This is a genomic window from Hyphomicrobium sp. MC1, assembly GCF_000253295.1.
Taxonomy (GTDB): domain Bacteria; phylum Pseudomonadota; class Alphaproteobacteria; order Rhizobiales; family Hyphomicrobiaceae; genus Hyphomicrobium_B.
The window spans coordinates 4,202,513-4,222,461 of record NC_015717.1 but is presented as its reverse complement, the minus strand read 5'-3'; the positions used below and the strand labels follow the sequence as shown (position 1 = coordinate 4,222,461).

Genomic DNA, 19,949 nt, shown 5'->3' with positions numbered 1-19,949 from the left:
CGCTCGCCGTTTTATTTCATTGCTTTCAGATCGTCGGCAAAAAGCGCGAGCACTTCGGCTTTGCTGGTCTCGGTATCGAGCCACAGGAACGGCAGATCCGGCCGCGCTGCTTCAAGCGTCGCCTGCCCATCTCCGATTTCAACGATGATGCCGCCACCTGGTGCCAGCCGTTTCGGCGCGTCGCGCAAGATGCGATGCACGAGATCCATCCCGTCGGCGCCGCCAAGATGCGCAAGCGTCGGCTCGGCCTGATACTCCGGCGGAAACGCCGCGACGGCATCGGCCGTCACATACGGCGGGTTGGAGATGATGAGGTCGTACGTCCCGGCCGGCAGGCCATCGAACAAATCCGACTTGAACGTGTGGACGCGTTCCTCCAGCCCGTAATCGCGAATATTGCGCTGCGCAACTGCCAGGGCATCTTCTGAAATGTCAGCGGCATCGATCTTGGCGTTCGGAAACGCTTCCGCTGCGAGAATGGCAAGACAACCCGATCCGGTGCAAAGATCGAGCACGCGCGTCACGGCCATCGGATCGGGAACGATCGCCGCCAATTGATCTTCGACCAGCAGCTCGCCGATGAACGACCTCGGCACGATCACGCGTTCATCGACGTAGAATTTTCGCCCCTGGATGTAGGCCGCATGCGTCAGGTAAGCCGCTGGCTTACGCATATCGATGCGCTCTGCAATGAGCGAAGCGATGCTTTGGCGCTCATCTGTCGTCAGCCGGCAATCGAGCCAGGGATTGACGTCGTCAATCGGCAGATCAAGCTGCGATAGAATAAGAAATGCAGCCTCGTCGACGGCATTGGACGTGCCGTGTCCATAGACGAGATGCGCCCGGCTCATATGGGTCACGGCATAGCGCAGCCAGTCACGAATAGTGACGAGATCATCAATCGGCGCTCGCGCTAGATCTGTCGTCATGGCAATGCGCGAACGCAATAATCTTTAAGCGGTTGCTGGAAGTTCGTCGAAGCCGATGAGGCGGCGCTGGTCTTCGTCCCAGAGCTTCAATCGCGTGCATCGAAGGCTCTCGCGCAGCGTCATCCGATTGATCGATTTCAACTCCGGGCTTGCATCAAGGCAAGCGAAAAGCCGGTAGTTCGGAATCATGCTGTTGAGGTGATGGATGTGATGCAGCCCGATGTTGCCTGTGAACCAGTTCAGGACTTTCGGGAGATCGTAATAGGACGAACCGAGCAGCGCCGCGACTTGAAAATCCCAGCCTTCGGCAGTGTCCCACGTCGTCTCTTCGAACTGGTGCTGGATGAAGAACAGCCAGCCGCCCGTCGCGGCCGCGATATGCAGCACCGGTAGGCCCACCCAGAGCACGTTGGCGACGCCGAAGAAGTAGCAGAGCGGCGCATAGAGCGCGACGAGCCCCACGTTCAGCGCAAGAACGCTTTTCCAGGCATCACGCGGCGGCAAGGCATGGAACCACGGCAGTCGCTGAATGATAACGAAATAGGCTGGCACCCCCAGCCCGAACAAAAATAGCGGATGGCGATAAAGCTTGTAGTGCAGCTTCCGAAGCTTCGAGAGCTTCACGTATTCTTTCACCGTCATCGTATTGATATCGCCGGCACCGCGGCGATCGAGATTCCCGGACGTCGCGTGATGCTGCGCATGCTCCCGGCGCCACAGGCCGTAAGGCGCGAGCGTCAGCACGCTCATGGCGCGTCCGACGAAATCGTTGAGCGGCCGCGACGCAAAGAATGACCCGTGGCCGCAATCGTGCTGGATGATAAAGGCCCGGACCAGAAGCCCGGCAGCAGGAACGGCAAGCAGCAACGTCGCCCAATAGGCATGCTCGACGGTCGCGAACATCACGCCGATGATCAGCACCAGCGGCACGATGGTCGTCAGCAACTGCTGGATCGCAAGCCTCGGCACTGAGCCGCGATACTTTTGGCAATGCGCAGCAAGGCGGCGGACGCGCTGTTTCTGCGTCTCCGGTAATGTCTTTGCGGCGGATGATGGAGCTAGTCTCGGATCGCGGGTGAAGACGTCGGCACGACTGTCGGCCTGCAGCGGCTGCTTGAGGCTCACGTTCAAAGCTTGGTCCCCCAATAGTGGAATCGACGGCCGGCCACAGGTAGCGTCGCGTAGCATATTCGTCGCACTTCGCGAAACGCTGTTGACGGAGTTTGCGGCGGGATAATCGGTCGATCCGATACGATTCCTGCGCAAAACCCTCAGTATTCTCCGGTCCGCGCGCATTGGTGCGAAAAAAAGAGGGCCGGATTGTGCCCGGCCCTCATGATTCTCCGTCTACCGGCTATTCGCCCGAAGCCTAGTAATGTTGGCCCCAGATTTCAACGATAGCTGAGCCTTTGCCTTTCGCGGACGAGTCGAAGAATCGCGACCGGTACTTGGCTTCGATATGGTCGATCGGGTGGCGCCGGCCCATTCTAAGGTCGATCGGTCCGAACGTGCCGCCTGCGTCGACACGCGTGCGGATCGGAATGGTCTCTTCCTGGCCGTCGGCGTAGACGACTTTGACCTCGTTAAGCGTGATTGCGCGGTCGCGAACCGTTACGCGCAGGCGCCGGAAGCCGCCTTCGTTGCTGCCGACCGGGATAATGTCCTTGTCGAAGCCAATGAAGCCCGCGGTCTGTGCGCCGAGCAGCACCCAGCCCTGATTATACTTGCGGCCTTCGCCGTTCGGGCCAAGCCAACCCGGCGCGTAACGGCCGAAGATTTCGATCCGGGCTTGCCCATTGAAGTTTGGCCGTGAGCGATAGACGAGCTGGATTTCCTTAATGAAGCGGTCGCCCCTGAGGTCGATCCAATTCGTCCTGGAGTTTTTGGGAATGTCGGCATTGATCGCCAGTGTGTCGGCTTCGCCGTTAGCGTAGACGATCTTCATCTCTTTGATGTGAATGTCGTTATCGAGGACGCGCAGCCGAATCTTCGAGAACTTGCCGATTTCCGGTCCGATACGAATGACGTCGCGGTCGGTCAGGAAGCCGACGTACTGGGCTCCGAATAGAACGTCGCCGCCCGCCGTCGGCTGGCCCGGCGTCGCCGGTGACGCGACCGGGACCGTCGGGCGCACAGAGATATCGTTGTTCGATATCACCCGGCTGGGCTGTCTGCTGCTGTAGTCAGGACCGCCGCGATCCATTTCGCGGCCTTCGCGATCCTGAATGCCGATGATCTGGAGCCGCCCGCGGCCATAGCCGGGTACCTGCTCAATCTTGATCTGATCGATAAACTTGTTTTCGTAGGTCGGATTGATGGGACGGCTGCGCTCGCCCCAATACATGTCGATCTGGCGGTCTTCGTTCCACACCGAACCGTCGCTGTAGACGATCTGGACGCGCCGGACGTCGAAAAGTTTGCCCATAGCATTCTTGATGCGAATGCCTTTGTAGGCGCCTTTAGCTTGCCGCACATCGATCGTATAGCGGTCGAGAGACAGGTCGACGTCGGTTTCGGCAATGAGAATAAGCTGATCGCCGCGGCGATAATGATACCGGTGGCGATGGTGCCGATGGCGCCACGATTGAGCTTCGGCGACTGTCGAAGTGCTGATGAGGCCGGCAACACCCGCCCCGGCTCCGACGACAGTGACTGTTCCAACGCCGCTTACACCTGCGGCGCCTGTGGCCATGATGGCGCACAGCCCCAGTACCAGTCTGCGCAACATAAACTTGAACCCCTCTGGTTACTAACGCCCGTGCCCCTGCAACGGCGGCACTTTAGCGGCAGCGTTTCAAAACCGGGAGCGCTCAAGCCAACGTTTGGCTGTTCAGAAAAAACGATGGTGTGAATCTGCAACACAGACTTCTGACTGTCCTGTCCGAGACTTGTGCGAGCTAAAGAAGAATCGGAATTCGGTTGCTGTATGAACGTTTGCACACCGATTTATTTTGCCAGTGTAAAGACCATTAGCCGGGCTTCTGCAGCGGACGGCGGTTTAAAGACATCCGCCGTTTCATCGCTCGCGTCTTTCGGCAGCTCTGAGAACTTACGGTTGCAGGGTCGCGAGCTGTGGTACGGAGGTGGTTGGGAGAGACACGACGCTCTCGCGCGCTTTTCCTAGTTCATTAGCGTCTCAAGTTTGATGCTGCCACAGCACAGCCGACATTCCATAAAAGAAACTTTGTTGTTTTGCGGGGCTTGCAATCGTTGCATTCGCGCATCGATGAGACGGCAAAGCAGGCACATCTTGATGACAAAAAAGAATCACGCGTCTCCGGCGCTTGAAATTTTTGCCACCTTTAGCTGTATAATCTGTGCAGATCTTTTGCGCCGTCCCACGACCCCAATGGCGTGAAGGTCGGTTTGCACCCCGCAGTCTCCCCCGGCTGCGGGATTTTTTTTGCCGGGCAGCACTCAACGCCAATACCGGCAGTTCAAGATTTATCCCATGGCGCGAAGCCCGCAGCTTTCGCCTCGTCTTCGCTGCAGAACCACCGCTCGCCGCGTGCGGTCCGCACCCGCGCCTTGGCATAGGCATCCGACCAGGGCAGGGCGTACATCTTCGCCGATGCCCTAATGACCCCCTTGATCGGGCAGCCGTCGGGCGCGTCGCGCTTAGCCGCCTCCCAGGTCTGGTTGCGCCAGTCTTGCGGTCTGAGAACTTCACCCTGCCAGATGCCGCGCTTGGCCTCGCGTGCGCCGCCCTCGTCGCTGCTGAGCGAGCCGAAGAACGATTTATCCGTCGCGAAAACGTAGCCGTCCCGTACGAGCATCCTCGCGACGTCCTGCGAACCGTCGATCACGCAGCTTGCAAGCGTTCGTCCGCTATCGTCCTGGCCGGACGACGTGCATGTCACCTTATGGCCGCGGACGATCTTGTTGAGGCCTAAACGGGCGGCGGAAGCGCAATTCCAGCGTCGGCCGTTCGCCCGATGGCAGGGCTGCGCTGCCGCCGGCGCTTCAATGCCAGCGAGGCGCACGAGGGTCCCATCGACCCGCATCGTGTCGCCCGTCAGCGCGGCTGCCGAACCTGAGATTTCATTCGAAATGGTGACTTGGTGCGAAGCATCGATCGAGCCGGTCGAGATATTGAGATCCGACGTGCCGATACCGTCGGCGCTTCTCAGCATCGGGCCGCCGACATAGATGAGCAGAAGAAACAGCCCCGCGCTGATGAGGTGATGCGCCTTGATCGGCGATTTTCGTGCGATGTCCGGCATCAGTTTGAGCTTGTCGCGCGCTGCATCAGCAGGAATGCGGATCGCGCTACGCAGTGGCGTCAAAAGTGCGCGCGTTGCATCCTTCAAAACGCTCCAGCCGAATGAGACCCAGCGAACAATGCCCCAGAAGATCGCAATTGCGACGTCGGCGATGGCATGTCCGATGAACGCCAGCACGCGCATGACGCCGCTTTTGGCAGCGAACGCCCCGGCTCGCCCGGCATCGACACCCGCGTCGGCGACGTTCTTGACCTTCTCGATGGCGGCAACGCGCGCATCTTCAATCCGGCGCTGACGGTCGGCCCGGCGAACGAGAATGGTCGTCCGCACGTATTCCTTCCATTCAAAGCCTTCACTGCGCCTGCGCCACCCGAACATCGAGCGCACCTCCCCGAGCATGAATCGATTTAAGCATTTTGGGACGAATGATGGCAGCCCTTTGGCTCCATCGTGCAGCCCACAAGCATTTGCATGTGATCTAGCGAAGCCGTCTGACACCCGCAAGCAAAGGTGCGCTTCAGTTGCGCTGGGCGAGTTGCGCTCCCGGCAATGACCAGAGCCGGATGACGCCGTCTTGTCCGCCGGTCAGCAGTGTGCGCCCATCGTTTGAGAACACGACAGTCTTTGCGCCGGATCCCAGTCCCGTCAACGGCAGATAGTTGCGGGGGCGCTTCAGGCTCCTGACGCGCACGACACCATCTTCGGACGCGGACGCCAGCAGATCGCCCACACCGGAAAACGCGAGCGAGGTGATGCGCGCATTGTGCCCGCCGAGCGTCCGCTGCATGCGATAGGAATTCATCGAGAGCAGCTTCACAGTACCGTCGAGGCTGCCGGTCGCGAGTAACGACCCATCCGGCGAGAAATCAAGCGCCGAAATGAAATCGGAATTGTTGCGATAGAGCCGCCGCGAGTCTTTCGTCTCGACGCTCCAGATCCTCACGGTCCGGTCCGCGCCGCCCGATGCAATCCAACGACCCGATGGATCGACCGCGAGCGCCTGCACCGCATTCTCATGCCCTTCGAGCACCGCAGTAGGAGCGTTCTGGAAGGCTGTTTCCCACAGCGTCACCATCCAGTCGTGACTGGCGGTTGCGATGCGATCCTCCGAAGCGATGAAATCGACGGCCCAGATGGTTGCGTCGTTGCGCTTGAAGCGGAAGAGACGGCGCTTGCTGTCGAGGTCATAGATGTCGACGGCGCCGTTGGCATGGCCGGTCACGACGCGATTGTTGCGCACGGCAAGCGATACGGCCGGACCATCTTCCAGCTGGATCGTGCCGAGCTGATAGCGCGTATCGTAGGACCAGACTTTAAGCTGCGCCTCGTGCGCGGCTGTCACGATCAGACGGCCATCGCCGCTCAGCGCCAGCCGTTCGACTGGCGCATCGTAAGCCTTGATCTCGGCCGTTTCTGTCAGCGCGGGATCGGGATTGACGGCAACCGGTTTCGAAATCGTTCCCGTCGTGATGGCGCTTACATGCGTCGATAGAAGCTGCGGAATCCGATCGTGGAATGCAAACACGACGCCCGCGAGCGCTGCCGCAATGATGGCGCGCGTCGTCAGCCGGCGCAGGAACGGCTTGCGCCCGACGTCCGGGTTGGGGCGCACCTTCGGCTTCGATTTGGCTTTCTCAGGTTGCGGACGCGCTGGCGGCGGTAATGGTGGCAGCTTCTCCGCGGCTTTGGCCCTGTCCGCTTTGGCTTTCTCAGCTCGCGCCTTCGCCTTTTCGGCGGCAGCTGACTTCTTCGCGGCAGCAGACGGCGCGGGCGGCGGAGCAGCCTTGCTCTTGCCCTTGTTCTTCGCGGCGGAAGGCTCTTTCAGCGACTCGACGAAATCGAGCATGCCGCCCTTCGGACCGGGCGCATCGGGAGGCGGCGGAACTGCGGTATTGATGATGGCTTCGGTTGCGCGCTTCTCGTCTTCCTGCTTGCGGCGGACTTCGGTCTTCTCTCGCAGGCGTTGGAAAAGCCCGGGCTTCTCCGGATCCGGCGAAAGCAATGCCCCACGCCATTCGGCAACCGAACGCGGCCGCGCGTCGACGGAAAGTGCCAGGGCCTGCTGGATGGCCGTCAGGAATGATTGCCGATAGCTCGCCAGCGCCGCGTCGCGCACCGGCACCATCTCGTCCTTCAGCATGCGCGACGGCGAGTCGGGCGGCCGCTTACCGGTCACCGCATGATAGAGCGTCGCGGCGAAGGCATAGATATCCGACCACGGCCCTTGTTGGCGGCTCGTCTCGGCATACTGCTCATACGGGCTGTAGCCGGGCTTCACGAGCGCCGACACCGTCTTCGTCTTTGAATGCGCAGCAATGTCGCTACGCGCCGCGCCGAAGTCGATCAGCACCGGATCGCCGGTGTTGCGAATGATGATGTTATCGGGCGCGATATCGCGGTGCAGAAAGTCCGCTTTGTGAATGACCTCAAGCGCATCGAGTAGCGGCGCTACGATCTGGTCGAGTTCCTTCTGGCGCGGCGCGCGGCCCAGATCCTTCAGCCAATTCTTAAGGCTTTTGCCTTCCTCGAACCGCAGCACCATATAGGCGGTGTTGTTGGCGCGGAAGATGCGATGCACCTTGACGATGTTGTGGTGATCGAACTTCGCCAGCGTCTGCGCTTCTTCGATGAAGCGGTCGAGACCCCAATTGTAATCGCCGGTGCAACTTTCTGACCGCGGCGTCGCTTCGAGGTTTTCGGTGCGCAGCGCAAAATCGCTCGGGAAATATTCCTTGATGCTGACTTTGCGCGTCAGCTCCGGTTCGTCGGCGAGGTACGTGACGCCAAAACCGCCCGCACCGAGAACCCGGACGATTTTGTAATCGCCCGCGAGTTCTGTGCCGTCCGGTAAAGCGACAAGCTGCGTCATTGTCCTCGTGCGCGGGCCGTCCGCGCTGGTGATGATCTGTCCTGTGTTCTGCACCTCGCTGCAGAACGATCTACGGAGCTAGCTGCGCGTTTTGTCCTGGCCTCTCAACGAGCCAGCACCCTGTTGTCTCTGTTTTGAACCCATTGCGCAAGAATGTGGCGTATCGACGGGTGATGAACCCCTGATGAATAAATCCTCACGGTGTCGCTTTCCAGCCATGTTGCCGCCGACATCTCCTCACCAAATCTGCCTGGCGCGATGGGAACCCGAATCATCATGATGCACGCGCGGTCACGTTTGAAACGAGTCGCTATAGCCGGTACGGCGATTCTCGTTCCGGCGGCAGTCTTGACATTGCTGTCGTCGCACGGCGCAGCAAACGATTTGCTTGGTTCATCCGGCCCGATCGCGACGCGCCTCAACGCTCTTTTTCATGACAGCTATCGCGTTGCGCCCGCTTTGACCGTTGGCCTGATGCTCGCCATCGCCCTGCCGATCGTCGCTGGCTTGCTCCGGCTATCGAAACCGCTCACCCGTTCAAAAGACGCCACGCGCATCTACAAGCCAAAGCCCGGCCGCGCCGATGCTTTCGATGCCGACGTCGGGCACGGGCCGGCCATTCCGCGCCGCATGCCGTTTATCGAAATCGAGAACGGTCGCGGCATGCGATGCGCAATTCCGCGCGATATGCTGAGAATTGGCCGCGAGGATGATAACGACATTCGCATTCCGAGCCGCTATGTGCACCGCTATCACGCTGCCATTCATCGCGAAGATCACGATGATTGGCTCATCACCGATTTAACGGGCGTCGAGAGCAACGGCTTGATCGTCAACGGCCGCCGCTGCTGCGAAGCCCGCCTCCACGATGGCGACCTCATCCAGCTTGGCCCGGGAAAGCTGCGTTTTCGTGCCGGCGCCAGGTAATACTCGCGTTGTCGCCAAGGTTCTGTCCAGGTTCCAGTTCATGCGTATCTCAACGCTGCGGCGCGATTCGGCGGAAATCTGCGCCTGTCGAAATCAGAGGGAGATGTGTCGATGGCAATCGAACGGGGCGAGACCACCGCAGGCAACGAAGCGAAGGGCGGTAAGCCTCATAAATTTCTGGGCTCATTGAGGGATGCACTGATGGCTGCCGGTCGCGACGAAACAGCTCCAGCCGCGGCGGTCGCGGCCCCCGCTCAGGTTCAGCCGGTTGCGCTGCCTCCGGTTCCGGCCGCTCGGAGCGATGAGTCAAAACCCGTTCCCGTGGCAGCGGCATCTGACAGTCTGAGCGCCGAAGAGGCCGCCCGCCTTGCCCGGATCGGTCCCGAACCCAAAATTCCGGAACGCTTCGGGCTGCCGAAAGAAAAAGAAGCCGACTCGCCGCCGACCACGCGCGTCCTCCGTGCCGAACCTTCGAAACCCCGGAAAGTCGAGGCGGAGCTTGATACCGAGGCTCCGGCCCGCACGGTTTTGGTGCGGGGCAAGCAGAAAATCGAGCACGGCGTTTTCGAGCGCGACCCCGTCGTCGGCTTTCTGATCGTTGTCGGCGGCCCCGGCCTTGGCTCTTTTCGCCCGATTTTCGAGGGCAACAACACGCTTGGCCGCTCGCGCGACAACCGGATTCCGCTGGATTTCGGCGATGATGCCATCTCGAACGAGGCGCAAGCCTACCTGCGCTATGATTCGACGGATCGGACTTTCCTCTTCGTGCCAAATCTTGCTAAGACGAATGTCGTTTCTGTGAACGACAAGCGACCGGCAGGCCCTGTGCCGCTGCAGCCGATGGACGTCATAACGCTCGGGCGCACGCAAGTCGCTTTCCTGCCGTTCTGCGGGAGCGATTTTGACTGGTCAGAGATTTCCGAAGCTTAAGGATCGAATGCCGCCGTTCGAGCATGCAGTCGCCGCAACGCGCGGAGCTCGCGACTATCAGGAAGATACAGCCGCGTTTCTATCGGACGGCGGTGAGCCCGTCGTATTGTCGAGCGAAGGGCCGGGCTACGACCGCGCCGGTTTGGCCGTTCTTGCCGACGGCATGGGTGGCCATACCGGAGGTGCGCTCGCAAGCCAGATGGTGTGCGATCATTTCCTGCAATCCGCCTCCGCTGCGAAAGGCGAGGTGAGCGAGAGGCTCATTGCCGGGCTGGGGGCCGCCAACGCCGCCCTCGCAACGAAGATTGCAGAGAACCCGCTGCTCGCCGGGATGGGCTCGACGCTGATCGGCGCCGCCTTCAGTCCGCTCGGTGTGGAATGGGTGAGCGTCGGGGACAGTCCGCTGTTCCTCTTCCGCCGCGGCGAGGTCGCGCTTCTGAACGAGGATCACTCGCTCGCGCCCGAACTCGATCGCATGGTTGCCGAAGGCAAGCTGACGGCCGAAGAGGCACGTCACGACCCGCGGCGGCATATGCTGCGCTCAGCCGTAACGGGCGAGGAAATTGACCTGTTGGACGTTTCCCGCCAGCCGTTGAAACTCGAACCCGGCGATTATGTCGTGCTGGCGAGCGACGGCATAGCGACTCTCGAAACGAATGAGATCGCCCGCCTGATCCAGGGTTACGCGAAAGACGGCGCGGCGGCGGTCGCCAGGGCCATCATTCGCTCGATCGAAGCGATCCGTGAGCCATATCAGGATAATGCGACCGTCCTGGTCGTAAGAGCCGTGGGCTGATTATTTCAGCCTGCTGCGCTGTCGTCGCCCATTGAAATTTCGGCGAGAATTATCTGCTTGAGCACAAGCAATAATTCATTCTGTTTCCGCGAATTTGATCAGCGCGCGTTGCAACCTTACGCAAATGTATTCTGGCCGCCAGAAACCGGCAAAGAACCTTCCGTATTCAGCCTTGGCTGACCGGCCGCAATGGCCGGCTGAGATGCGAAGGAGAGACTTTATGATTTCCAAGATTTTGAGCGCTGCTGTGATGGCCGGTCTTCTGTTGTCGGTTGCGGCTCCGGTTGTGGCCAACGCCGCCGACGCCCCGAAGACGAAGGCTGCCTGCAAAAAGGCGAAGGGCACGTGGGACAAAAAGACGAAGTCCTGCACCGTGAAGTAAGTCTCGAAGCATTTCGAGTTTCATGGAAACAGTGGGCCGCAAGCCCACTGTTTTTTTATGTCGAGACGCGTTGGATCGCCCGCCGTCTAGGAGGCCTCACGGAGATCGCCGGTCGCAAGCCTGCGGATGTGCGAGGCAATACGCGGCTGCTTCGATGCCAACCGATGAAAATCCTCGCGCTGCAACTTCAGCAGGCGGCACCGTGACGACGTTATGATAGCCTCTCCATGCGCGCTGTTTTCAAACATCGTCTCCACACCGAAAACATCGCCGACGGAATAGACGTGGCGTTGACCGTCCTCGAGCTTTTCAAGCCGTCCCGACGCGATGAAATACATAGCGTCGCCCGGAGAACCCTTTTTCACGACTTCGACGTTCGGCGGCAGGTTGTGCGCTTCCAACAACGGCATAATTTCAGAAGCTTCTTTGGCGTCGAGACGCGCCAGTAGAGGCACACGCGACATCAAAGACCAGGAAATCACGAAGTCCCGCCTTTGCAGTTCTTGGGCAAAGCCGGTCGAGATGATGGCGACAGGCAATGCGAGGATACAAAGACCCATTACCATTGTGACGCTACCAACGAGTTTGCCCAGGGCAGTAATGGGCGTCACGTCGCCGTAGCCAACCGTCGTAAGCGTAGCGATCGACCACCAGGCTGCTTCTGGAATGGTCCCGAATTTATCCGGCTGAGCGTTTCCTTCAATGTAGTACATCAACGTCGCAGAGAAGAGCAGAGCCATTGCCAGAAGCAGGCCAGCGCCCGCTAGCGCCTTGCGCTCGTTCGAAAGCACGCGGATCAGCGTGTACATCGCCGGCGAGTAGCGCGACAGTTTCAAGAACCGCAACAGCCGCAGCGTTCTGAGGATACGCAGATCGATCAACACGATCGCGCTCAAATAGAATGGAAGGAATGCCAACAGATCGATGATCAGCGCGGGATGACACGCCAAATTGAGCCGCGCCTTCCACGGGTGCTTTCGGTTGAGATACGGCACTTCGGTAGCAGTCCAAAGTCGGAGCCCGTATTCGATAGTAAAGATCGCTACGGAAAACACTTCGAACCAATGAAACCAGGGCCGCCAAGCAGCCTCAAGCGATGGCACCGTTTCGGCGACGAATGCGGCGACGTTCAGCAGAATAAGAACGACAATGAAGCTATCGAAGAGCTTGCTCGCCTTGTCGTCGCCCTGTCCGGTTTCGATAATTTCGTAAATTCGTTTCCGGAGAGTCTTATGCCGCACGGCATGGGACGCGTCCGCAATTCGGTCTGTTCGTTCCTGCAACACGAATTCCCCTCTTCGTACGTATAGAGAGCGTTTCCCCAGGCTCCGCGTCATCGCAGTGCATCATGATCCGGCATCGCGCTTGCGAAGAATTCACAACCCCCGCGACGTTGAGTAGACCTTGCGTCATCGCGCCAACTGAGGCATCAGCGCATAGATATTGCTGATCACCTATCCGAGATTCGTGCATAGGCGCTTGGCAATTTCACGACCACAACTGAACGTCGTCATCCGCTCCAAGCACATAAGTTTTTCACCCAATAAAAAAAGATTTCTAGGAGGAAAAATCCGTGACCGTGAAGTCCGACATAGAGATTGCGCGCGAAGCGAAGCTGAAACCGATCGCCGAAGTCGCGGCAAAGGTCGGTGTGCCCGCCGAGGCGTTGGTTCCCTATGGCTGGACCAAGGCCAAGGTCTCTTCCGAGTACATCAAGCAGATCGAAGGCAACAAGGACGGCAAGGTCATCCTCGTGACGGCCATCAGCCCGACGCCTGCCGGCGAAGGCAAGACGACGACGACCGTCGGCCTGAGCGACGGTCTTAACTATATCGGCAAGAAGGCCATCGCTGCACTGCGCGAGCCTTCGCTCGGACCGTGCTTCGGCGTGAAGGGCGGCGCGGCGGGCGGCGGCTACGCCCAGGTCGTGCCGATGGAAGACATCAACCTGCACTTCACGGGCGACTTCCACGCCATCACCAGCGCGCACAACCTGCTGTCGGCGCTGATCGACAACCACATCTATTGGGGCAACGCGCTCGGAATCGACCAGCGCCGTATCGGCTGGAAGCGCGTCCTCGACATGAACGACCGCGCGTTGCGCTCGATCGTCAATTCGCTGGGTGGCGTCTCGAATGGTTTCCCGCGCGAAGATGGCTTCGACATCACGGTGGCGTCGGAAGTCATGGCGATCCTCTGCCTGTCGCGCGACATCAAGGATCTCGAAACACGCCTCGGTAACATCATCGTCGCCTACACCCGCGACAAGAAGCCCATTCGCGCGCGCGACTTGAAAGCTGACGGCGCCATGACGGTGCTGCTGAAAGACGCGCTACAGCCGAACCTCGTGCAGACGCTCGAAAACAATCCGGTCTTCATCCACGGCGGCCCGTTCGCCAACATCGCCCACGGCTGCAACTCCGTGCTTGCGACAAAGACCGCAATGAAGCTCGCTGATTACGTCGTGACCGAAGCCGGTTTCGGCGCTGATCTCGGCGCCGAAAAGTTCTTCGACATCAAATGCCGTAAAGCCGGTATCGCGCCATCGGTCGTCGTTATCGTTGCAACGGTGCGGGCGCTGAAGATGCACGGCGGCGTCGCCAAGGACGACCTCAAGGCCGAAAATGCCGCTGCCGTCGCCAAGGGCTGCGAAAACCTCAAGCGTCACATCGAGAACGTCAACAAGTTCGGCGTTCCGGCCGTCGTCGCGGTCAATAAATTCATCACCGACACCGACGCGGAAATCGCTGAAGTGCAGAAGGCCGCCGAGAGCATGGGTACGAAGGCATTCCTGTGCACCCATTGGGCCGAAGGCGGCAAGGGCACCGAAGCGCTGGCCAACCACGTCGTTAAGGTGATTGATGAGGGCAAGGCGAACTTCAAGCCGCTTTATCCCGACAACATGAAGCTGCGCGACAAGGTCAAGACGATCGCAACCGAAATTTATCGCGCGGCCGACATTTCCTGCGACACCAGCGTCGAGAACCAGTTCAAGGACCTGGAGGCCGCGGGCTTCGGCCATCTGCCGGTCTGTATGGCAAAGACCCAGTACTCCTTCTCAACCGACCCCTCGAAGCGCGGCGCGCCGACCGGTCACATTGTCCCGGTCCGTGAGCTTCGCCTCTCGGCTGGCGCGGAATTCGTCGTCGTCGTCACCGGCGAGATCATGACAATGCCGGGTCTGCCGAAGGTGCCGGCGGCCGACTCGATCCGCCTCGACGACAAGGGCCAGATCCAGGGTCTGTTCTAGTCCAAGAAATTCGGCAGGTTCCGCGTAGCGGAGTTGCCCATTCTGATACATATCAGCCATACGGGGCAGGTCGTACCGCGATCTGTCCCGCTTCTGTTAGGAAGTCCGCACTTTTCGATCCATACAATCGATCCCGAATGCGCCTTCTCGCCATCCTGGCCACCAGTTGTTTCGTCAGCTCGATGTCGATGCGGATCGTTGATCCCGTCGTGCCCGATATTGCCCGCGATCTCGCCATTGACACAGCCTCGGTGGCGATGCTCGCGTCTCTCTATGCCTTTCCCTATGCTCTAGCCCAGCCGGTCCTCGGCGCTTTTGGGGATGCCTTTGGCAAGGCTCGCATTATTAAGATCGCGCTTGCCGTGCTCGCCTTGTGCCTTGCGGCCTCGGCGCTCGCTCCGACATTCGCGTCGCTTTCCGTGGCCCGGCTCGTCGGCGGCGCGGCTGCTGGCGGCATTATACCTTTAGCGTTTGCCATCGTCGGCGATCGCTTTCCGATGTCCGAACGCCAAATTGCGCTCTCGCGTGTTCTGACGGCGATCATAGCGGGACAGTTAACGGGCTCGATCGGCTCGGGCCTCATCGCTTCGATGTTTGGATGGCGTGTCGCCACCGCCGGCGCGACGTCGCTGGCGCTGATTGCATTCGTCGTCACGCTTTGGCAATTGCGCCCGGCTCCCGGCGTTCAGCGCCAGGCCCCGAGCCTCAAGGAATTTATCGACGGCTATCGCGCTGTCTTTGCAAATCCACGCTCGGTTGTCTGCTTCGCTGCAGTCTTCGCCGAGGGTATCGTGATTTTCGGACTGTTTCCCTACGTCGCAATTCTTCTCGAAGAGCGCGGCGCAGGCGGCTTGAAAGAAGCCGGCTTCGTGCTTGCTGGCTTCGGTTTTGGCGGCTTCGTCTACACCGCCCTCGTCCGCCTGATGCTCGGCCGGCTTGGATTTTACAAGCTTATCCTCGCGGGCGGCATCGTCTCGGGGATTGGTCTAGCGCTTCTGTCTTTGGGAACGTCGTGGCCACGCGAGATGGCGACGTTCCTCATCGTTGGTGTCGGCTTCTACATGATCCATAACTCGCTGCAGACGCAGGCGACGGAACTAGCTCCCCATAACAGGGGATCGGCCGTCGCCATGCATGCATTCTTCATGTTTTTGGGGCAAGCCTTCGGACCGGTCGTCTATGGCATCGGCTTGGCGGGATTGGGATCAACGTGGGTTTTGCTGATGGCTGGCGCATCGATGGGGCTTCTTGGCGTCGCCACCGCGTGGGGATTGAAGGCCCGCTCGGCGGTCACCATTCCCGAGGTCGCTGGTCAGGCAGGAACCTGATTGCCCTACACCGGACTGCGCTGCCGCAATTTTATGCGGGACTTGGCCGAAGGTGCATATTTCGGAAGCAAATAGATGCTGATGTGAATAGACAGATGCAGCAATTCCGGGCTTCGCGTAAATTGGCCTGGGCTTTGCGATGCCGATCCGAAAAGACTCGTTAAACGGGAGGGTGGACTTGGGCGCGCCATTCGACGAAATGAACGGCTTTGGCGGCGAGGTGCGGCCACCGTATAAAGCATTCGCTGAATGGCTCGGTGTCCAACACCTCGATACGCTCCGACAGAAATCTGCTGAAGCCGAGGTTTTATTCCGACGCTCGGGTATTACGTTCGCGGTCTACGGTGCAGAAGAAGCCGGCGAGCGTCTGATCCCCTTCGATATTCTGCCGCGCATCATTTCCGCCGACGAGTGGCGGCGCCTCGAACTTGGGATCGAACAGCGCGTTCGCGCGCTCAACGCCTTCCTGTACGATATTTATCACCGCCAGGAGATCCTGAAGGCCGGTAAGATCCCCGAGGAACTCGTCGTCCAGAATTCCGCCTTCCTGCCGGAGATGATCGGCGTCGACCCGCCGCGCGGAATCTATAGCCACATCATCGGCGTCGATCTCGTCCGCACCGGCGAAAACGAGTTCATGGTTCTCGAAGACAATACGCGCACCCCGTCCGGCGTCTCGTACATGCTCGAGAACCGCGAGACGATGATGCATCTCTTTCCCGACCTCTTCAGCCGCAACCGCGTGCGCCCCGTCGATAATTATGCCGACGCACTCTTGAAGACGCTCGAAAGCGTTGCGCCAGGCAATCTCGATGCCGAGCCGACGATCGCTCTGTTGACGCCGGGCGTCTACAACAGCGCCTATTTCGAGCACTCGTTCCTCGCCGATCAGATGGGCGTCGAGCTGGTCGAAAGCTCCGATCTCGTTGTGATTGACGGCCTATTGCGCATGAAAACGACCGAGGGATTGAAGCGCGTAGACGTGCTCTATCGCCGTGTCGATGATGACTTCCTCGATCCGCTCGTTTTCGAACCGACGTCGCTTCTGGGCGTGCCGGGCATCTTCGATGTCTACCGGTCGGGCCGGGTGACGATTGTCAACGCACCGGGCGCCGGTATTGCCGATGATAAGGCGATCTACAGCTACATTCCGGCGATCATCGAGTTTTATACGGGCAAGGCGCCGATCCTGCCCAACGTCGAGACGTATAGCTGCCGCGAGCCCGACAGCCTGAAATACGTTCTGGATCACCTCGCTGAACTCGTCGTCAAAGAAGTCCACGGCTCTGGCGGATACGGCATGCTCGTCGGTCCGAAATCGACGACCGAGCAGATCGAGGAATTTCGCGCCAAGCTGATTGCCAATCCCAAAAACTATATCGCCCAGCCGACGCTTTCGCTATCGACTTGCCCGACACTCGCCGATACCAGCGTGGCGCCTCGGCATCTCGATCTGCGCCCCTTTGTGCTCATCGGCGATCAGGTGCGCTTGATGCCCGGAGGACTGACGCGCGTAGCCATGAAGAAAGGCTCGCTCGTCGTCAATTCAAGTCAGGGTGGCGGCACGAAGGACACTTGGGTGCTGCAGGAATAGCTTCGGAATGCTTGGACGTACCGCAAACGACCTTTATTGGCTGTCGCGCTATATCGAGCGCGCAGAAAACATGGCGCGCCTCCTTGAGGTTGGCTACCGCATTGTGCTGCTACCGCGCGAGGGCGAAGGCTTTCACGAGGAATGGCGATCGACGCTCGAGAGCGCCGGGTGCCTGCAAGGCTATGTGCAGCGTCACGGCGAGCTGATCTCGCAGAACGTCATTGACTACATGCTCTTCGACACGTCGAATCCGTCGAGCATTGCATCGTGTCTCGCTGCAGCGCGCCGCAACGGCCGTGCCCAACGCACTGCCCTGACGCGGGAAATGTGGGAAAGCCTGAACAGTGCGTGGCTGGAGTTTTCCGCCATTCGCCCGGTGGCGATCACATCGAATTCGCTTCCTGAACTTCTCGATTGGGTGCGTTCACGCTCGGCGCTCTACCGCGGCGCCATGTTGAACACGATTTTGCGCAACGACACATTCTATTTCAGTCAGGTCGGCACCTTCATCGAGCGCGCCGACAGCACCGCGCGCATTCTCGACGTGAAGTACTATCATCTCCTGCCGTCGAGCGAGATGGTCGGCAGCGAAAAGGACAACTATCAGTGGGCGGCGCTTCTTCGCTCCGTCTCGGCGCATCGTAGCTATCGCTGGGTTTTCAAGGATCACTATCGGCCGCTCAAGATCGCCGATTTCATGATCCTCAATCGGCAGATGCCGCGGTCGTTGCGCTCGTGCTACGATGAGTTGACGTTGGCGCTCCGCGATCTCGCGGTGTTCTATGGCGCTCGTCACGATTGTCAGACGACGGCGGAATCCACCCGCGACCTTCTGCTGGAGGCCGACATTCGCAATATCTTCCAATCGGGCCTGCACGAGTTCGTGCAGGACTTCATTGCCCGCAACAATAAGCTCGGTAACGAGATCTCCGCCGCCTATCACTTCAGCGATTGAGGCTCCGACGATGCGTATTTCGATTGGGCATGTTTCGCGTTACGTCTACAGCGAGCCGACGAAGTATTCCATTCTCGCGCTCCGTCTCACGCCGCCGTCGTTTCAAGGCCAGCGTGTCATCGAATGGCGCATCAGCGCCCCCGGCGTCGATGCGGTGAAGCCGTTCCGCGATGGCTTCGGCAATATGGTGCATCTCGCGAGTTGCACCGAAGAGCATTCCGAGTCGCTGATTATCGCCAAGGGCGTCGTGGATACCGAAGATCGCGCCGGAATCGTGCGCGGACTGATGGACCCGGCCCCGCTACGCGTCTACCGCCGCTTCACCCCCAAGACGATGGCGACCGAGGATATTATAGCGCTCCAGCAGGATGCCGGAGCCAAGGCCGACATTCGCGGCATGCACAACCTGATGCATGGCGTCCGCGACGCCATCGACTACAAGATCGGTTCCACCGGTGCGCATACGACCGCTGCCGAAGCGCTGGCGGAAGGCAAAGGCGTTTGCCAGGACCACGCCCATGTCTTCATCGCCGCGGCGCGGTCAATCGGCATTCCGGCCCGCTATGTCAGCGGTTACCTGCTGACGGGGGGCGATGAACCCGCCGATGCTAACCACGCCTGGGCGGAAGTCTGGCTTGAGGGCTTAGGCTGGGTCGGCTTCGACCCGGCGAATGGCGTCTGCCCGACCGAAAAATATGTACGCCTGGCAACCGGCCTTGATGCGACTTTTGCGGCTCCAATTCGTGGTTCTCGCCGAGGGGTTGCAAACGAAGAGCTTGACGTCATCGTCGAAGTTCAGCAGCAGAGCAGCCAGCAACAATAGCGGCCCTGCCGACTTCGGAGACGATTGCATGACATACGCCGTAGCATTCCGCCTGGAGCGCGGCCTCGTGTTTGCAGCCGACACGCGGACCAACGCCGGCGTCGACAACATCGCGCAGTACAAAAAGCTTCAGCTCTGGCGGCAGCCGGGCGAGCGCGTGTTCGTGCTTCTGAGCGCCGGCAATCTCGCGGCGACCCAGGCGGTTGTCAGCTTGATCAACGAACATCTCTCGCAAGAGACCGACGATGAGGTGACGACTCTCTTCACGGCGCCGAACATGTACCGCGCCGCCCGCGTGGTCGGAGACGCTGTGCGCGAGGCGCGCAGTATCGACGGAGCTGCGCTTGAGGCCAGCAAGCTTGGCTTCAACACCAATTTCATTTTCGGCGGCCAGATCAAGGGCGAGCGCCCGCGCCTGTTCCAGATTTATCCGGAAGGCAACTTCATCGAGGCGACCGATGACACGCCATTCTTCCAGATAGGTGAGCATAAGTACGGCAAGCCAATCCTCGACCGCGTCGCGCGCTCCGACATGCGCCTCGGTGAGGCAGCCAAGCTGATGCTGCTGTCGTTTGACTCGACCTTACGCTCCAACTTGTCGGTCGGCATGCCGATCGACCTTGTCATCTACGAACGAGATACCTTCGACGTGACACGCGAAAAACGCATCAGCGCCGACGACGAATATTTCCGCAATCTCTCGAACGCCTGGTCGGACGCGTTGCGGCAAGCCTTTTCCAAGATCGAAGAGTTCGACGTCTGAACCAACGGATAATTTGCGCTTTTGATTAACAGTTGAATGCGCCCTCCGCGCCTACAACTCTGCGCGCCGAGAAATCTATGCTGCACCCCAGCAAAAGTGCGGCAGTGCGCGCCTATGCACGGGTTTGAAGAAAGTGCTGTCTCGATTCTCACTGCCACTTACGGTTAGATTAAGCGCGGG

General features: G+C 59.8%; 16 protein-coding genes. 10 read left to right on the top strand and 6 right to left on the bottom strand.

Annotated elements, in window-relative coordinates; translation table 11 throughout:
- Window positions 1–11: 11 nt before the first annotated feature.
- The 5 genes from prmB to HYPMC_RS20280 form a co-directional block, all read right to left on the bottom strand.
- The gene (prmB, locus tag HYPMC_RS20300; protein WP_013949990.1) at window positions 12–929 is read right to left on the bottom strand and encodes a 50S ribosomal protein L3 N(5)-glutamine methyltransferase; all 918 of its coding nucleotides are present in this window, start codon (window positions 927–929) and stop codon (window positions 12–14) included.
- 24 nt (window positions 930–953) lie between these two features.
- Window positions 954–2,054 (bottom strand): fatty acid desaturase, encoded by a 1,101-nt coding sequence (locus HYPMC_RS20295; protein ID WP_244421070.1) that lies wholly within the window; start codon window positions 2,052–2,054, stop codon window positions 954–956.
- A 244-nt stretch (window positions 2,055–2,298) separates the two neighbouring features.
- Window positions 2,299–3,657 carry a DUF2541 family protein gene (locus tag HYPMC_RS20290; RefSeq protein WP_013949988.1) on the bottom strand — a complete coding sequence of 453 codons (1,359 nt, stop codon included), beginning with the start codon at window positions 3,655–3,657 and terminating at the stop codon, window positions 2,299–2,301.
- Between the two features lie 709 nt (window positions 3,658–4,366).
- Window positions 4,367–5,530, bottom strand: a complete 1,164-nt coding sequence (locus HYPMC_RS20285; protein ID WP_013949985.1) for a thermonuclease family protein — start codon at window positions 5,528–5,530, stop codon at window positions 4,367–4,369.
- A gap of 139 nt (window positions 5,531–5,669) precedes the next feature.
- Window positions 5,670–8,021, bottom strand: coding sequence for a serine/threonine-protein kinase (locus HYPMC_RS20280; protein WP_013949984.1), 2,352 nt, complete (start codon window positions 8,019–8,021; stop codon window positions 5,670–5,672).
- Between the two features lie 297 nt (window positions 8,022–8,318).
- On the opposite strand from HYPMC_RS20280, the gene HYPMC_RS20275 reads away from it, so the two are divergent.
- From HYPMC_RS20275 to HYPMC_RS24520, 4 genes are all read left to right on the top strand, one after another.
- On the top strand, window positions 8,319–8,948 hold the full coding sequence (locus HYPMC_RS20275) for an FHA domain-containing protein (RefSeq protein WP_244420936.1): 630 nt from the start codon (window positions 8,319–8,321) through the stop codon (window positions 8,946–8,948).
- A 111-nt stretch (window positions 8,949–9,059) separates the two neighbouring features.
- Window positions 9,060–9,878, top strand: coding sequence for an FHA domain-containing protein (locus HYPMC_RS20270; protein WP_013949982.1), 819 nt, complete (start codon window positions 9,060–9,062; stop codon window positions 9,876–9,878).
- Window positions 9,850–10,674 (top strand): PP2C family serine/threonine-protein phosphatase, encoded by an 825-nt coding sequence (locus HYPMC_RS20265; RefSeq protein WP_244420935.1) that lies wholly within the window; start codon window positions 9,850–9,852, stop codon window positions 10,672–10,674. Before HYPMC_RS20270 ends, HYPMC_RS20265 begins: the two co-directional genes overlap by 29 nt.
- 220 nt (window positions 10,675–10,894) lie before the next feature.
- Window positions 10,895–11,056, top strand: coding sequence for a hypothetical protein (locus tag HYPMC_RS24520; RefSeq protein WP_013949980.1), 162 nt, complete (start codon window positions 10,895–10,897; stop codon window positions 11,054–11,056).
- A gap of 86 nt (window positions 11,057–11,142) precedes the next feature.
- Here the strand turns inward: HYPMC_RS24520 and HYPMC_RS20255 are convergent, their stop codons facing one another.
- Entirely contained in the window at window positions 11,143–12,297 is a 1,155-nt protein-coding gene (locus tag HYPMC_RS20255) for a cyclic nucleotide-gated ion channel (protein ID WP_041300446.1), read from the bottom strand.
- Between the two features lie 332 nt (window positions 12,298–12,629).
- On the opposite strand from HYPMC_RS20255, the gene HYPMC_RS20250 reads away from it, so the two are divergent.
- The 6 genes from HYPMC_RS20250 (at window position 12,630) to HYPMC_RS20225 (ending at window position 19,769) form a co-directional block, all read left to right on the top strand.
- Window positions 12,630–14,306 carry a formate--tetrahydrofolate ligase gene (locus HYPMC_RS20250; protein ID WP_013949978.1) on the top strand — a complete coding sequence of 559 codons (1,677 nt, stop codon included), beginning with the start codon at window positions 12,630–12,632 and terminating at the stop codon, window positions 14,304–14,306.
- A gap of 137 nt (window positions 14,307–14,443) precedes the next feature.
- Window positions 14,444–15,634 (top strand): MFS transporter, encoded by a 1,191-nt coding sequence (locus HYPMC_RS20245; RefSeq protein ID WP_013949977.1) that lies wholly within the window; start codon window positions 14,444–14,446, stop codon window positions 15,632–15,634.
- Window positions 15,635–15,833: 199 nt separating this feature from the next.
- Window positions 15,834–17,228, top strand: a complete 1,395-nt coding sequence (locus HYPMC_RS20240) for a circularly permuted type 2 ATP-grasp protein (protein ID WP_029670667.1) — start codon at window positions 15,834–15,836, stop codon at window positions 17,226–17,228.
- A gap of 7 nt (window positions 17,229–17,235) precedes the next feature.
- Window positions 17,236–18,183, top strand: a complete 948-nt coding sequence (locus HYPMC_RS20235; RefSeq protein WP_013949975.1) for an alpha-E domain-containing protein — start codon at window positions 17,236–17,238, stop codon at window positions 18,181–18,183.
- 10 nt (window positions 18,184–18,193) lie between these two features.
- Window positions 18,194–19,006: a transglutaminase family protein gene (locus HYPMC_RS20230; protein WP_013949974.1), complete on the top strand. Its 813-nt coding sequence runs from the start codon at window positions 18,194–18,196 to the stop codon at window positions 19,004–19,006.
- Window positions 19,007–19,034: 28 nt separating this feature from the next.
- Window positions 19,035–19,769, top strand: coding sequence for a proteasome-type protease (locus HYPMC_RS20225; RefSeq protein WP_013949973.1), 735 nt, complete (start codon window positions 19,035–19,037; stop codon window positions 19,767–19,769).
- The last annotated feature ends 180 nt before the right edge of the window (window positions 19,770–19,949 follow it).